Source organism: Pseudomonas sp. MH10 (assembly GCF_034353045.1).
Taxonomy (GTDB): domain Bacteria; phylum Pseudomonadota; class Gammaproteobacteria; order Pseudomonadales; family Pseudomonadaceae; genus Aquipseudomonas.
On the sequence record NZ_CP133783.1, the window covers coordinates 3,009,392 to 3,024,410 of the forward strand.

General features: G+C 57.2%; 13 protein-coding genes. 7 read left to right on the forward strand and 6 right to left on the reverse strand.

Annotated elements, in window-relative coordinates:
• Positions 1-121 precede the first annotated feature (121 nt).
• The 5 genes from RHM59_RS13455 to RHM59_RS13475 all read right to left on the reverse strand — a co-directional run bounded on the left by RHM59_RS13455 (position 122) and on the right by RHM59_RS13475 (position 4,282).
• Entirely contained in the window at positions 122-667 is a 546-nt protein-coding gene (locus RHM59_RS13455; RefSeq protein WP_322224316.1) for an NUDIX hydrolase, read from the reverse strand.
• Between the two features lie 3 nt (positions 668-670).
• Positions 671-1,744, reverse strand: a complete 1,074-nt coding sequence (locus RHM59_RS13460; protein ID WP_322224318.1) for a DUF2333 family protein — start codon at positions 1,742-1,744, stop codon at positions 671-673.
• A gap of 800 nt (positions 1,745-2,544) precedes the next feature.
• Positions 2,545-3,243 carry a peptidoglycan recognition family protein gene (locus RHM59_RS13465; RefSeq protein ID WP_322224320.1) on the reverse strand — a complete coding sequence of 233 codons (699 nt, stop codon included), beginning with the start codon at positions 3,241-3,243 and terminating at the stop codon, positions 2,545-2,547.
• Positions 3,240-3,785, reverse strand: coding sequence for a hypothetical protein (locus RHM59_RS13470; RefSeq protein ID WP_322224322.1), 546 nt, complete (start codon positions 3,783-3,785; stop codon positions 3,240-3,242). Before RHM59_RS13470 ends, RHM59_RS13465 begins: the two co-directional genes overlap by 4 nt.
• A complete protein-coding gene (locus RHM59_RS13475) occupies positions 3,782-4,282 on the reverse strand; it encodes an Hcp family type VI secretion system effector (protein WP_322167499.1) in 501 nt (166 codons plus the stop codon). The genes RHM59_RS13470 and RHM59_RS13475 overlap by 4 nt, the downstream gene beginning before the upstream one ends.
• A gap of 266 nt (positions 4,283-4,548) precedes the next feature.
• Between RHM59_RS13475 and RHM59_RS13480 the strand changes: the two genes are divergently transcribed.
• The 5 genes from RHM59_RS13480 (at position 4,549) to accC (ending at position 10,684) form a co-directional block, all read left to right on the forward strand.
• Positions 4,549-6,216 carry a PleD family two-component system response regulator gene (locus tag RHM59_RS13480; RefSeq protein ID WP_322167498.1) on the forward strand — a complete coding sequence of 556 codons (1,668 nt, stop codon included), beginning with the start codon at positions 4,549-4,551 and terminating at the stop codon, positions 6,214-6,216.
• A gap of 248 nt (positions 6,217-6,464) precedes the next feature.
• The gene (locus tag RHM59_RS13485) at positions 6,465-8,249 is read left to right on the forward strand and encodes a protein-disulfide reductase DsbD (RefSeq protein ID WP_322286702.1); all 1,785 of its coding nucleotides are present in this window, start codon (positions 6,465-6,467) and stop codon (positions 8,247-8,249) included.
• A 129-nt stretch (positions 8,250-8,378) separates the two neighbouring features.
• Positions 8,379-8,834, forward strand: a complete 456-nt coding sequence (gene aroQ, locus RHM59_RS13490; RefSeq protein WP_322167496.1) for a type II 3-dehydroquinate dehydratase — start codon at positions 8,379-8,381, stop codon at positions 8,832-8,834.
• 24 nt (positions 8,835-8,858) lie between these two features.
• Positions 8,859-9,308 (forward strand): acetyl-CoA carboxylase biotin carboxyl carrier protein, encoded by a 450-nt coding sequence (accB, locus tag RHM59_RS13495; RefSeq protein WP_322167495.1) that lies wholly within the window; start codon positions 8,859-8,861, stop codon positions 9,306-9,308.
• A 17-nt stretch (positions 9,309-9,325) separates the two neighbouring features.
• Entirely contained in the window at positions 9,326-10,684 is a 1,359-nt protein-coding gene (accC, locus tag RHM59_RS13500; RefSeq protein WP_322184217.1) for an acetyl-CoA carboxylase biotin carboxylase subunit, read from the forward strand.
• Between the two features lie 72 nt (positions 10,685-10,756).
• Here the strand turns inward: accC and RHM59_RS13505 are convergent, their stop codons facing one another.
• The gene (locus RHM59_RS13505) at positions 10,757-12,655 is read right to left on the reverse strand and encodes a sigma-54-dependent Fis family transcriptional regulator (protein ID WP_322224324.1); all 1,899 of its coding nucleotides are present in this window, start codon (positions 12,653-12,655) and stop codon (positions 10,757-10,759) included.
• 279 nt (positions 12,656-12,934) lie between these two features.
• Between RHM59_RS13505 and RHM59_RS13510 the strand changes: the two genes are divergently transcribed.
• Positions 12,935-13,993 carry an ATP-NAD kinase family protein gene (locus RHM59_RS13510; protein ID WP_322224326.1) on the forward strand — a complete coding sequence of 353 codons (1,059 nt, stop codon included), beginning with the start codon at positions 12,935-12,937 and terminating at the stop codon, positions 13,991-13,993.
• 21 nt (positions 13,994-14,014) lie between these two features.
• A complete protein-coding gene (locus RHM59_RS13515; protein WP_322167491.1) occupies positions 14,015-14,992 on the forward strand; it encodes a thiamine pyrophosphate-dependent dehydrogenase E1 component subunit alpha in 978 nt (325 codons plus the stop codon).
• Positions 14,993-15,019: the final 27 nt, after the last annotated feature.

Below are 15,019 nucleotides of genomic sequence, written 5' to 3' on the forward strand. Positions count from 1 at the left end.
GAAGCCCCACTCAGGCAGGGGCAGCGCTACTGAGCCAATAATGGCTCAGCTTGAAAAGGTCGCGCAGTGTAACGGCAAAAAGAGCAGATGCTAAGCGCAAATACACGCCGGCCATCATCTTTTATCCGTGAGTCGCGAGCTGATTCAAATAGCGCTTCAATGCCGCCAAGGAGTCCGGGCAGTAAGGCTTGAGCAACGCTTCCTGCAAAACGTCCGCGACCGGGACAAAGCGCGCTTCGAGCACTTCCTCAGGCTGCAAGGTCAGTGGGCCGTCCCACACCGCGCTGAACACCGCGCACCACAAGCGATTACCCGGTTGATCGAAGAAAAAACGCTCGTGGGCATGCAACGGAACGCCGCTCACGCCCAATTCTTCTTCCAGCTCCCGGGCCGCCGACTCGGCGTAGGTTTCCTCGGAGAGCACCATCCCCCCGGCTGCCACATCCCAGTAGCCGGGATAAATGGCTTTACTCAGGGTGCGCCGATGCACGCACAGCTCACTGGCAGAATTGAACAGCAATATATAGGTGCCCCGCCCGATCAGACCTTGTTCACGCAACTGGGCCCGCTCGATGGAGCCCAATGGCAGATCCTGTTCATCAACCCAGGCGATTTGTTCGGCATCAGAGGCGGCACGGTGCGCAGCCTCTTGAGGAGAGACCGGCATCATTTACCCCTGTGACAGCAATTGGCGCAGGTCGATCACTGCAGCGTTAGCCCGGGAAATATAGTTGGCCATGACCAGCGAGTGGTTAGCCAATATCCCGAAACCGCTGCCGTTAAGAATCATCGGACTCCAGACCGGTGCTTGCGAAGCTTCCAGTTCACGAATGATCTGACGCACGCTGACGGTGGCATTCTTCTTCGCCAAGACATCAGCGAAATCTACTTCGATGGCCCGCAGCAAATGCGACAGCGCCCACGCCTGACCGCGCGCTTCATAGAATACGTCATCGATCTGCAGCCACGGGGTTTCTACTATTTCTTCATCAACCTTTGGCGCCTGGCCGGGGATGACCGATTCAGTTTTCAAACTGCTGTTGAGTTTGACCCGACCGACACTGGCCGAGAGTCGCTGCGACAACGAGCCCAAGCGGGTCGCCACATCACCCAGCCAGTTATTCAGGTTGTCGGCACGGGCGTAAAACAACGCGCCTTTCTGGTTAGGATCGGACAAGCGCGCCTGATAGCGGCTCAGCGAATTAATCCCCTCGCGGTACTCAGATTCACTGGAAGGCAACACCCAACTTCTATTGTCGAAGTTGAAGCGCGGCTCAGCCCGGGCCAAGTCCGGGTCTTCTGCCGACTGCGATTGCGAGCGGGCGAAATCTTTACGCAGCGCACGGCTCAAGTCACGCACCTGAACCAGCACGCCGTATTCCCAATGAGAGATATTGTCCAGCCACATACCCGGCGGCAGGCGGTCATTGGAGATATAGCCACCGCGCTTATCCAGCAAGGTGCTCGCCACGGTCTTCAGTGTTTCGACCGTGGTGTAACCGATCACCATCTGCTTACCTTCGCGCTCAGCCGCCGCTTGGGCGTTCTGCTGAACTGGAAACAGAGCGGGTTCATGGCTCCAGTACCAACCGATCAAGCCCATTACCACCAAATAAATGGCAAGAACGATGCCTAACGCGCGGCTAAAAAAAACACCCCCCCAATAGCCTCGGGAGCGAGTCCCTACCGCAGGTTCATCAACCCGATCCCCCGCGCTACCCGCGCGCTTCTTCCAGTCCAGCATGGCTATGTCCCTTCAATCACGAATTCAATGGTTCGACCGCAACCTTACAGCAACGTGCCTTGGGGTGGGAGTGGGACTATCGGTCTCAGGGGCACGCCCGCAGAAAACCTGGCTGATTGTAGGAACACGCTTGCCCGCGATTGGCCAGGCAATAGCTAGCACATTAGTTCCGGCTGATATTGAATCAAACATGTTGGGACCGCTCCGCGCCCCATCACGTGCAAGCGCGCGGCTACAGATTTACGGCTAATTCAGTTGACAGCGATAAACCGGGGGCACTGTTAATCCGAAAACGTAGCGGGTTGGAACACCGCAACTTAGATACTTCAACTACCACTCTCCAGGTCGCCATCCAGCATTCGATACTCCCCACCCCAATCACGGGCGGACAGTTTTAATCTGGAGCGCGGGTAATTTCTTCCACAAGTGTTAGCGTTGGGATCATATCCTCGCCCACAGCTGTAACAACCAACATTTAGAATGACCACGATCAGTACGCCCCACTCAACGCCCCTATCGAGCGCTGCATCGTAACATTTCCTCTTGGCTCTGAAGGTTCGTTTCGATCCCCAACCGATATTTACAATAGTCAATGATCAGGCGTTTTTCAGCCTCACTTAAATAGTAAAATCGTGGATAATCTCCAGACTTTGCAAATAAATTAGTAAACTTAATTTTGAAAGTTGGTGAACTTTTAATAAAAAAATGCACTTTCACCGGACCATGCATACCGGCAGAAGTGTAATAGCCCGTTGATAGGCAGATGGCTATACCCGCCAAGACAATTACCGTGACCAGTTTCATGAAGCAGAAGGTCTGCGCAACCCCGTCGACCCCCTCAATTGCTCTACCAACTCCATACCGGTATTACCAGGACAAAACTTATCCTCTCCTTTTTGATGGGGGTACTCTCTATGACCGCCCAGAACCGCTATCCCAAAAACGCTGCGCAAAACCTTGACCAATGAATTTAGAGATTCAATCTGTATGGCAGGGGGCACATTTTGAGTATTCAGTTTCCATACTTCAACGCCGCTGCGCCACTTGTCAGTCCAATCGCCTACCTCACCTGTAACAGTCAAGTCTTCTAAAAGCACCACCCCAATAACACCCGTATTATATTCATCAACACTAGCGCCCTTGCAGCGAATATCTCTTCCTTCAAAAATCTGACCGGCGCAATCTATTCCAAAGTGATATCTAATATCGTCGTAACCTCTGCCCAGATGTTCGTTCTGCGCCTTCCTCATCTCCATTGCGCCAAAGTCTCCGCACCCATAGCTCCTTCCTGCATGGTGCAGCGCAATCATGGAGTAATTCCAGTCTTGGGCCATCCAATCTTTGGCTGATTTAGCCCCCCACGATGATCGCGCCTGCACTTTAAAACCAGCGACGTCCATTGCATTCAGGATAAATTCCCTAGTCATAGCTCGATCATTGACCGCAATACGACAAATCCAAGCGTTGGCATTTAACTCATGCGCCATCAGCTCAGTCACCAGAGTCGCATCGGATGATTTTGAAAAAAACCGCCTGCATGCTGAAGAGGTGTTCTAAAAGCGACGCGTATAGAAATGGGCACACTATCCGAAGGTGCCAATACATGAACCAAACCTTCGCCATCGGTCTGACCTTCTATAATTTCGCCAACTACCTTAGCAATGTATGGTCGACCAATAAGTGATTCTCTAGTCTCGAAATTAATCACTCGAAATATAAAACCGTAGCGTTTTTTTTCGTTCCTTGGAGGATTCATTAACTCCTTCACCCGGTGGTCAAACATTTTTGCGCCCACCGAATTGTGAATTTCCCCCGCGTCGAAACAATACGCCTCATCCATTATCAACAACCATTCGCCACTTTCGACTTGCTTTAACACCTCACTATCAAACGGAAGCATTAGACCGTGACGAAGCACATCTACACCTTCAATTTCGGCGCGCCCGTCAAGATATTGCCTGACAATACTCAGCGCTTCACCTACAGAACAAGCGTGCTTTAGCTCAGACGATGACGGGTATAACGCGCTGACCATCTTCACTGTTTGCCCTCTGATCGCCATTCGTCATAGCCAACGGTTTTACCACTCTCATGCCTTAACACAATATTTTGGTAGGCAAAGTGCACTGTTTCCAGCTGAGTAAAATGGGCGGTGCTGAGGTTCTGACAGTGGGGCATAGTTTGATTGAAGGCTACGATGACCGCGCCCTCTAGCTCAATGGTATAAAAATGTTCTACCCCACTGCCGGAAGGACGATATACATGCAGTTGGCAAATTTTTAGCGCTTCACCGTTGGTTGCTGCGTTAAAGAGCAAAGGCGAGGATTTGTCGATTGCCTTGGTAATAATCAGCGGCTTGTGCATACGACGCCCGGCTACGCCGCCAGGGATAACAACTCCGTGGTCGTATGCCTGCACCAGAATCTGATCTTCTCGACCTTGCTGCCATGCGTTACCAACCGAATCCGCGCCAAGCGCTCCGGCACTGATAAGATGCTGATGGGTTCCATGGATGGTCATATATGCGGGGATTGGCATCGGTATATCTCCTGAATAGGTTGTAGAAAACCTATCAGCCAAATCTCCGCTTGAGGCACGCAATTAAAAATCCAGAAGCGTCCTACAAGCAGATCGGCTGGCTCCCTGAATCCCCAAGAAACAACCTACATACCACCCCTATTTTTTGACGCCAATTTTGCCTAATGACAGCAGTTAATTGACCTACGACACGCTAGACGCCCCAAAGAAGTGCTAGCATACCGCCACCAGTCGACCTCAGCGCACCCATAATCAGTAGCCAGGATATGAACGAGCCAGAAGACCCGAGTCGTGATCGCCTCAAGCATCATTTTGCCCAGCGGGTAACGCATCAGGCACGTCAAATTCTTGAGGTCTGGCAGCGCTTGCAACAAAGTGAATGGTCGGCCGCCGACATGGCCGAACTTGCCGAGTCTACGCTGCGCCTGATGCGCTTTGCCGAGCGTTTCGAGCAGTTCGAACATGTTCAACTGGCGCGCAGCATCAGCCTGGCGCTCGCTGCGGTTGAGGCCAATCGCGGGCGCTTGAGCAGTGGGCTGATTACCGAACTCAATCAATTGATGCAGCGTTTGTCCCGCACCGGTCTGCGTCATGGCGATCGACTCGAACAAACGTCGTTGCCGCCGTTGCGCAAGCCAATCTATGTAATGCTGCAGGAGCATGAGCGGGCCGATCGGCTGGCCAAGCAACTTGAATTTTTCGGACTCAGCGCCGTTGCACTTGAAAACACCGCCTTGTTTCACGCCAGCATGGCCGAGCGTCATCCTGCGGCTATCGTAATGGACGTTGACTTCGGCGGTGCCGGCCAAGGTTTGAAACTGGCGGCACAGGTTCAGGAAGGGCTTGAACTCAAGCTGCCGCTGTTGTTTTTCAGTCAACTTGAAACCGACACTCCCACTCGATTGGCCGCGGTTCGCGCGGGCGGCCAAGAGTTTTTGACCGGCACCCTTGAGGCATCAAGCCTGCTGGAAAAAATCGAAGTGCTCACCTGCGTGGCGCAATACGAACCCTATAAAGTGCTGATCATCGATGACTCCCGCGCCCAGGCCACTCACACCGAGCGGCTGCTAAATAGCGCCGGGATCGTCACCCGGACGTTGCTCGACCCGATTCAGGCAATGGCTGAACTTGCGGATTTCCAGCCTGATCTGATCATTCTCGACATGTACATGCCAGGCTGCACCGGCCCGGAATTGGCCAAAGTGATCCGCCATAACGACCGTTATGTCAGCGTACCGATCATTTATCTGTCGGCCGAAGACGATCTGGACAAGCAATTGGATGCAATGAGCGAGGGCGGTGACGACTTCTTGACCAAGCCGATCAAGCCGCGTCACCTGATCACCACTGTGCGCAATCGTGCGGCACGGGCGCGCAACCTTAAGTCACGCATGGTCCGCGACAGTCTCACCGGCTTATATAACCACACGCATATCCTGCAACTGCTGGAAGACTGTAGCTTCCGCTCTCGACGCGAAAGCAAGCCGCTGAGCTTTGCGATGCTTGATATCGACCACTTCAAGCGCGTGAACGATACCCACGGCCATCCCATGGGCGACCGCGTGATCAAAAGCCTGGCGCTGTTTCTCAAGCAACGGCTGCGCAAGACTGACTATATCGGTCGTTACGGCGGCGAAGAGTTTGCCGTGGTGATGCCGGACACTGACCTGCACAACGCTCACCGGGTACTCGATGAGATTCGTCAGCGCTTTGCTGAAATTCATTACCCGGCGCAACCGGTGGATTTGTGCTGCACGTTCAGCGCTGGCGTCGTCGAGCTTTGCGACGGTGCCGACAGCCTGATGCTGGCGACCCTGGCGGACGACGCGCTGTACCGCGCCAAAGATGCGGGCCGCAACCAAGTGCATGCCGGTCATCTCAAGCCCAACGCCAGCTTTCTTGAAGAATTGGCCGATGCGGTGATTGCGCAGTAGCGGCTGATTTCAACCTTGTTCGCGAACCGGCGTACCTGATTGTACAAATCACTGTGGGACCGAATTTATTCGGGAAGCGGGCGACGCGGTATGTCAGGAAAACCGTATCGCTGCCTTCCCGAATAAATTCGGTCCCACGGGGAATGGGCCGGCTCCTTGCCCCCTGAAACTCGCCCTTACAACTCCCGCCGCAGCACGACAGGAAACAGTCCGCTATCATGCGCGAACTTTCGACATGCGAGACCGCTATGCGCCGCCTGCTTTGCCTGATGCTGTTGATCCTCGCCCTGCCCGCCGTCGGCGCGAGTTTGTTGGACAGTCGCCCGAGCACCACGCTGGGTGGTTCATCACTGAACAACAGCAGTGATTTTCTGCCAGTGCATGAAGCGTTCCGCCTGAACCTGATCGAAGTCACCGATAAATCGATCAAGCTGCGCTTCGTCCCCACCGAAGGCTATTACCTCTACCGCCATCGCTTTCAGTTCCGCGCAGAGCCCGCCGACATTGGTTTGGGCCAGGCACAACTGCCCCCCGGCGAAAAGAAACACGATGAGTATTTCGGCGACGTCGAGGTCTATCACGGCATTCTGGACGTCGACATCCCACGCAAACCTGGCGACAACCGCCCGTTCACCCTCGCGGTAACCTATCAAGGCTGCGCCGACAAAGGCCTGTGCTATCCGCCTGAAACCGAACGACTGGCCATTGGCGATGTTGCAGCAACAACCTCCGCTTTGCCTGCCTCCCTCCCCAGCAGAAACGCATGGAACTGGAAAGAACTGGCCCTGTTTTTCCTCGCTGGCATCGGGCTGACCTTTACGCCGTGCGTACTGCCGATGCTGCCGATTCTATCCGGCGTGGTATTGCGCGGTCAGATTGGAGGCGTGCGCGGGTTTAGCCTTTCGCTGGCTTACGTGTTGCCGATGGCGGTCTGCTTCGCGGTGTTGGGCGCGTTGATGGGCATGTTCGGCGCGAGTTTGAATCTACAGGCGCGCCTGCAATCGGCCTGGGTTCTGGTGCCCTTTGCGCTGTTCTTCGTGGTGTTTGCCCTGGCGATGTTTGACCTGTTTCAGGTGCGTTTGCCGCACTTCATCAGCAGCCATCTGCACCGCGTCGCAGGTCGCACGGAAGGCGGATCGCTGTGGGGCGCGGCTGTTCTAGGCGTGGTTTCCAGCTTGCTCGTGTCGCCCTGCGTTTCCGCGCCATTGGCGGGAGCGCTGCTTTATATAAGCGCCAGCGGCGATGCCTTGGGTGGCGCCATGAAATTGTTTGCCCTCGGCCTCGGCATGGGCGCTCCGCTAGTGATCGTCGCCACCGGTGGGGCCGCTTGGTTACCCAAAAGCGGACCGTGGTTGGTCACCGTTAAGAACATCATTGGCGTGCTGCTGCTGGCAGTCGCTATCGGCTTACTCAGCCGCGTTATTCCCGGCGAAATCACCTTACTGCTGCTGGGTCTGCTGTGGGCGGGGGTGGCCTTGTTTCTTGGGGCGTTGGAGTTCTCACCGAAAACGCCCGCCGAGCGGTTAGCGCAGTTATTGGGCGTGTTCCTGCTGGTTTACGCGCTGGCGTGCTGGTACGGCGCGTTCAGCGGGCAAACCGACCCGTTCCGGCCGCTGGGAGGAACGCAACCGGTATTGACGGCCAATGGCCCGCCAACCGCCGCTGACGCCTGGCAAACCATCAGTTCCGCGACGGAACTGGACCGGGCACTCAGCGAAGCGAAAGCCGCCGGTCAACCGCTGTTGCTGGATTGGTACGCGGACTGGTGCATCAGCTGCAAAGTGATCGAACACGACGTACTGCCCGACCCGGAGGTCAAGCGTCAGTTAGCCGGTTATCGATTGATCCGTTTTGATATGACTGAAAGCAACGCCGAGCAGCGCGCCTTACTTGACCGCTACCGGCTGTTTGGACCGCCCGCCTTGCTGTTCTTCGGTAAAAACGGCGCAGAGCAGGCCGAGGCTCGGGTAGTGGGTGAGATCAACGCCGCCGACCTGGTAAAGCGCATTAACAAGGCAAATGACCAAACCTAAAGGTCGAGTCATAAACTTCGCGCGAACATCGGTAATCGTGCTGGCTATTGCGGTTAACTGGACAGTCCACAGCACTTTGCGGCATAGTCGCTGCGCATCGATGCTAGCTCACATAACAAGGAACAACAGATGGCGACGCTACTGGTTCTCCACGGGCCTAACCTGAACCTGCTCGGCACTCGTGAACCGGGCCTATACGGGGCGGTAACGTTGGCGCAGATCAATCAGGATCTGGAACAACGGGCCCGCGATGGCGGCCATCATCTGCTGTGCCTACAAAGTAATGCCGAATACGAATTGATCGACCGTATCCACGCGGCTCGTGATGAGGGCGTGGACTTCATTTTGATCAATCCCGCAGCTTTTACGCACACAAGCGTCGCATTACGTGACGCGTTGCTGGCAGTGAGCATCCCATTCATCGAAGTGCATCTCTCTAACGTGCACAAACGCGAACCTTTCCGCCATCACTCTTACTTCTCCGATGTAGCGGTGGGAGTGATCTGCGGCCTTGGCGCCAGCGGTTATCGACTGGCCCTGGAGGCCGCCCTGGAACAGCTTGAACAACAAGCTATGCGCCCCTGACCGACCCTTGGGAGTTGACGATTCATGGATATCCGTAAAGTTAAGAAATTGATCGAATTGCTGGAAGAGTCCGGCATCGATGAGCTTGAAATTCGTGAAGGCGAAGAGTCTGTACGTATCAGCCGTCACAGCAAGACCCCTGCTCAGCAGTATTACGCACCTGCGCCAATGGCCGCCCCGGTTGCCGCGCCAGTCGCTGCTCCCGTTGTCGCCGAAGCACCGGCTGCGCCGAAACTGAACGGCACCGTGGTCAAGTCGCCTATGGTGGGTACGTTCTACCGCACCCCGGCACCGACGTCCCCTGCGTTCGTTGAAGTGGGCCAGACCATCAAGAAAGGCGACACCATCTGCATCGTCGAAGCCATGAAAATGATGAACCACATCCAGGCTGAAACGAGCGGTGTGATCGAATCCATTCTGGTAGAAAACGGTCAGCCGGTTGAGTACGACCAGCCGCTGTTCACCATCGTTTGAACCGCGGAGAGACAACGATGTTGAAACCTGCGAAGTTGGAAAAAGTTCTGATCGCCAACCGTGGTGAAATTGCCCTGCGGATCTTGCGTGCCTGCAAGGAAATGGGCATCAAGACCGTCGCGGTTTACTCAACTGCGGATAAAGATTTGATGCACTTGGGCCTGGCAGACGAAAGCGTTTGCATCGGTCCGGCTCCGGCCAACCTGTCTTACCTGCACATCCCGGCAATCATCGCGGCCGCCGAAGTGACTGGCGCTACGGCGATTCACCCTGGCTACGGGTTCTTGGCAGAAAACGCCGATTTCGCCGAACAGGTGGAAAAATCCGGTTTTGCATTCATTGGCCCAACCGCCGACACCATTCGCCTGATGGGCGACAAGGTTTCTGCCAAGGACGCCATGAAGCGCGCAGGCGTGCCGACAGTTCCGGGCTCCGACGGCCCATTGCCGGAAGACGAAGAAACCGCCTTGCACATCGGCCGTCAGGTCGGTTATCCCGTGATCATCAAAGCCGCCGGCGGCGGTGGTGGTCGTGGCATGCGTGAAGTGCATCGCGAAGAAGACTTGATCGAAGCAGCCAAGCAGACCCGCGCAGAAGCAGCTGCCTGGTTCAGCAACCCAATGGTCTATCTGGAAAAATTCCTGACCAACCCACGTCACGTGGAAGTTCAGGTGTTGTCCGATGGCCAGGGTCATGCGATCCACCTGGGCGACCGTGATTGCTCGCTGCAACGTCGTCACCAGAAGGTACTGGAAGAAGCGCCAGCACCGGGCATCGACGAAAAAGCACGAGAAGAAGTGTTCGCTCGCTGCGTCAAAGCTTGCATCGACATCGGCTACCGTGGCGCCGGAACCTTCGAGTTCCTGTACGAGAACGGCAACTTCTACTTCATCGAGATGAACACTCGCGTTCAAGTAGAACACCCGGTATCGGAGATGGTCACCGGGATCGACATCGTTAAGGAGATGCTCAGCATCGCCGCCGGTAACAAACTGTCGTACACCCAAGATGACGTTGTCATTCGCGGGCATGCGATTGAATGCCGGATCAACGCTGAAGACCCAAAAACCTTCCTGCCAAGCCCTGGCATGGTCAAGCATTTCCATGCGCCGGGCGGTAATGGCGTACGGGTCGACTCGCACCTTTACAGTGGCTACAAGGTTCCGCCTAACTACGATTCGTTGATCGGCAAACTGATCACATGGGGCGCAACCCGCGACGAAGCCATGGCACGCATGCGTAATGCCTTGGACGAAATCGTGGTCGACGGGATCAAAACCAACATCCCGCTGCACCGTGATCTGACCCGTGATGAAGGCTTCTGCGAAGGCGGCGTCAACATTCACTACCTGGAACACAAACTGGCTAACGAATAACGGTCTCCGTTACTCAAGCCGTTCGTAATCCGTAAAAAGACCCTGGCATCGTAGCCAGGGTTTTTTTTGCCTTCAAATCCGCTTTTTACCGGGCATGTCGATACCGTGCAGGTTCACTCGCCGATACAGAGTCGCCCTCGATATGCCTAGCGCCTGGGCGGCTTCGCCGGGTTTCCAGCGATGGCGGATGAGCGCGTCCAGTAACAGCTGACGTTGCGGACTCGCGCAGTCTTCAACCCGGTCAACAAACGAGTGCCCGGCATGCTGTGCGCCACGGATGTCTTCAGGCAGGTCGCTCAGTTGGATCGTCATTGAGGTCGATACCGCGCAAGCGTAACGCAAGGCATGGCGCATTTGCCGGACATTGCCTGGCCAGGCATAACCGAGCAGGCACTCCAACGCCGACGCACTCAAGCCCGTGCGCCCTCCGCAGAGCCGTGCTTCTTCTTCGAATAGCCGATTGAGCAACGCCAGCCGGTCGCTGCGCTCGCGCAATGGCGGCAATTGAAACCGGGCGCCGCTGAGCCGGAAATACAAATCCTCGCGAAAACTACCCTCCTCCACCATCGTCGCCAAGTTGCGGTGAGTCGCGCAGACTACTTGAATGTCCACCGTTTGCCGACGCGCGCCGCCCAGAGGCGCGACTTCACCTTCGGCCATAACCCGCAGCAACCGCGTCTGCAAACTCAACGGCATGTCGCCGATTTCGTCGAGAAACAACGTGCCGCCATCGGCCTGCTGCAACAACCCTCGCATGCCTTTGTTCGACGCCCCGGTGAACGCACCGGCCACGTAGCCAAATAACTCGCTCTCGATCAGGCTTTCCGGTATTGCCGCGCAGTTGAGTGCAACAAATGGCCTATTTCTTCTGCTGCTGAGCTCATGCAACTGACGGGCGAACACCTCTTTGCCGGCCCCGGTTTCTCCCTGAATCAATACCGGCAGGTTGCAGTCCTTGACCCGCACCGCGAGGCGCAACCCGTCGGCGATACGCGGATCGAGTTGCGCGGCGGCGCTGTCGTCCGCGGGCACGGTTCGAATCGTATGCGACCTGCGCGGCGCGCTGAGTCTCACGTGCAGCTCACCGTCATCACCTCCCCAGCGAAGCAGTTGCGGCCTCTCGTCAGTCACCGCTTGTAACGCATCAGGGCCTAACACCTCGTTGATATGCTCCGGCAGACGACCGAAGCGCTGACGTAACGCTTGTCGGGCCATGCTATTGAGCGCCAACAAACGCCCATCGTTGTCCAGGGCCAACAGGTAATCGGGCTGACTGTCGACGTAACCCGGCGCACTGTGCGCCCGCAACAGCCAATGCCCCTGAGCGCTGTGCATGAAGAACGCGTTTTCGATGACGCGGGCGCTCTGCACCACCATTTGCCGGATCAAATGCTGACTGCGCCGGTCGTCCGGTGATTGCAGTGCCGAAACGTCCAGCACCCCGAGCAATTCACCCTGAGGGTCGAACACCGGTGCCGCCGAACAGGTCAAGCCGATGAAGGCGGCGCGAAAGTGATCACTCTTGTGAACCGTGACCGGCGTCTTGTCGGTCAGCACGGCAGCGACGCCGCACGTCCCTTCTTCGACCTCCGACCAGCAGGTCCCCAGGTATAAACCGGCCTTGCGGCAGTCGTTACGGATGCCCGATTCGACCCGATAGTCGATGGTCTGGCCCTGGGCATCGGTCAACAGCACGCAGTAATCGGCTTCACGAACCCGGCCGTGCAGCCTGGCGACTTCCTCTGTGGCAATGCGCAGGAACAGATCGGCCCGCTCTCGGCATTCCTTGAGCAAGGTGTGGGAAAGGATGCGCGGACCTTGCTGTGAAGCCGGGTCCAAATGATGCTGATCCATCGAGCGACGCCAAGAGTCGAGAATCAACTCTGGCACGGGTGCTTGTGGCTGGCGACCGGCGTGCTTCAGCACACGGCTGACGCAGTCCACATGGGCTTTGGAGTGTGCGGCAAACATGGCCTCTCCACCTCGGGGTGTATTGTTGTTATGCGCGTTATTAAGCGCCGTTCACTCCCGCAGGACAACCCTTCTAACCAGACACCCGCCCTTGAGACGGAGCGTCTCAGCGTCTCGCGCAAACACCCGGCATTGTGAAACCACGCGTCTCGTCCGGCCCTTCCGGCACGCCCTTGCTGTCGTCGCATAAACCGCTCTGTACCGGCTTTTTCAGGCCATATCCCACAGGTTGGCACCGGCCTTGCTCTGACCGTTACAAACAAAAATCAGAGGTGTGCCATGACAGAACCCGCGCTGACCGTGGGGATCATCGCCAACCCGGCGTCGGGTCGCGATGTCCGGCGCTTGACGGCCAATGCCGGCGTTTACTCAAGCACCGAGAAGGCGTCCGTGGTCCAGCGCCTGTTGGGCGCGTTCGGCGCCACCGGCATCGAACACGTTCTGCTGGCGCCTGACATGACCGGCATCGCCGCCGCTGTACTCAAAGCCAGCCAAGGACGCAACGCCCGAAAAAGCCATTGGCCGCGCCTGACCTTTCTTGACATGCCCTTGCGCCAGACCGTCGACGACACCCGCCTCGCCGCCCGAATGATGGCCGAACAAGGCGTCGCACTGATCGCAGTCCTTGGCGGCGATGGAACCCATAAAGCCGTGGCCGCCGAAGTCGGTGACATTCCGCTGCTGACGCTTTCAACCGGCACCAACAATGCTTTCCCTGAGTTGCGCGAAGCCACCAGCGCGGGACTGGCCGGCGGGTTATGCGCAAGCGGGCGGATTCCTGCCGAGATCGGTCTGCGGCGCAATAAACGCCTGCTGGTTCGCGAGCCTGGGCGGGGACTATGCGAATGGGCACTGGTGGATGTCGCGGTCTCATCGCAACCCTTCATCGGCGCCCGTGCCATCAGCCGCGCCGAGGACTTGGCCGAAGTCTTCGTCGCCTTTGCCGAACCCCACGCCATTGGCCTATCGGCTCTGTGCGGACTTTGGTGTCCGGTCTCGCGCCAATCACCGCTGGGCGCGTGGATTCGCCTGAGCCCCGACGCCGAAAACGCGGTGCTGGTGCCGTTGGCACCCGGCTTGTTACAGGGCTGCGCTGTCAGCGAATGCGGATCGATGCAGCCCGGTGTGGCGTATCCGCTGAGCCTGACCAGCGGCACGCTTGCGCTGGACGGTGAACGTGAAATCGAATTCAGCGCCCACGATCATCCCACCGTCACCCTCGACCCTTACGGCCCGATCAGCATCGACGTTGAAGCCGTTCTGGCCTACGCCGCTCGCCATCGCCTGTTAGCGATAGGACGCGAGCACCCGCAACACCCAGCAAACCTTCTGTGTTGAGACACTCCTGGAGAACAAAAAATGTCCACTCACCTGTCCCACGACCAACTGCTACACGCCTATAAAGTGATGCGCACCATCCGCGTTTTCGAAGAACGCCTGCACGTTGAATTCGCCACTGGCGAGATTCCCGGTTTCGTTCACCTGTACGCCGGTGAAGAAGCTTCCGCCGCAGGCGTGATGGCCCACCTCACCGATGACGATTGCATCGCTTCCACCCACCGTGGCCACGGGCACTGCATCGCTAAAGGGGTCGATGTGTACAGCATGATGGCTGAGATCTATGGCAAGAAAACCGGCTTGTGTGGCGGCAAAGGCGGCTCCATGCACATCGCCGACCTGGAGAAAGGCATGCTCGGCGCCAACGGCATTGTTGGCGCAGGAGCACCCTTGGCCGCAGGGGCCGCGCTGGCAGCCAAGCTCAAAGGCACGCAGGGGGTGGCCGTGGCCTTCTTCGGCGATGGCGGTTCGAATGAAGGCGCGGTGTTTGAAGCCATGAACCTCGCCTCGGTCTGGAACTTGCCCTGCGTGTTCGTCGCCGAAAACAACGGTTATGCCGAGGCCACAGCCTCGGTGTGGTCGGTGGCCAGTGACCACATCGCCGACCGCGCAGCCGGCTTCGGCATGCCCGGCGTCACGGTGGACGGTTTCGACTTCTTCGCCGTCCACGAAGCGGCTGCCGCCGCCATCGCCCGCGCGCGGGCCGGCGAAGGTCCGTCACTGATCGAGATGAAACTCACCCGTTACTACGGCCACTTCGAAGGTGATGCCCAAACCTACCGCGCCCCCGACGAGGTGAAAAACTTTCGCGACACCCGCGACTGCCTCCAACAGTTTCGGGACCGCACCTTAAATGCCGGACTGCTGACCGTCGCGCAACTCGACCAGATCGACAACGACGTTGAGCAGCTGATTGAGGACGCCGTACGTCTGGCGAAATCCGACCCCAAACCCCAGGCAAGCGATTTGCTGACCGACGTGTACGTGTCCTATCCCTGAGTCGACCTCACAACAAGAACAACAGGA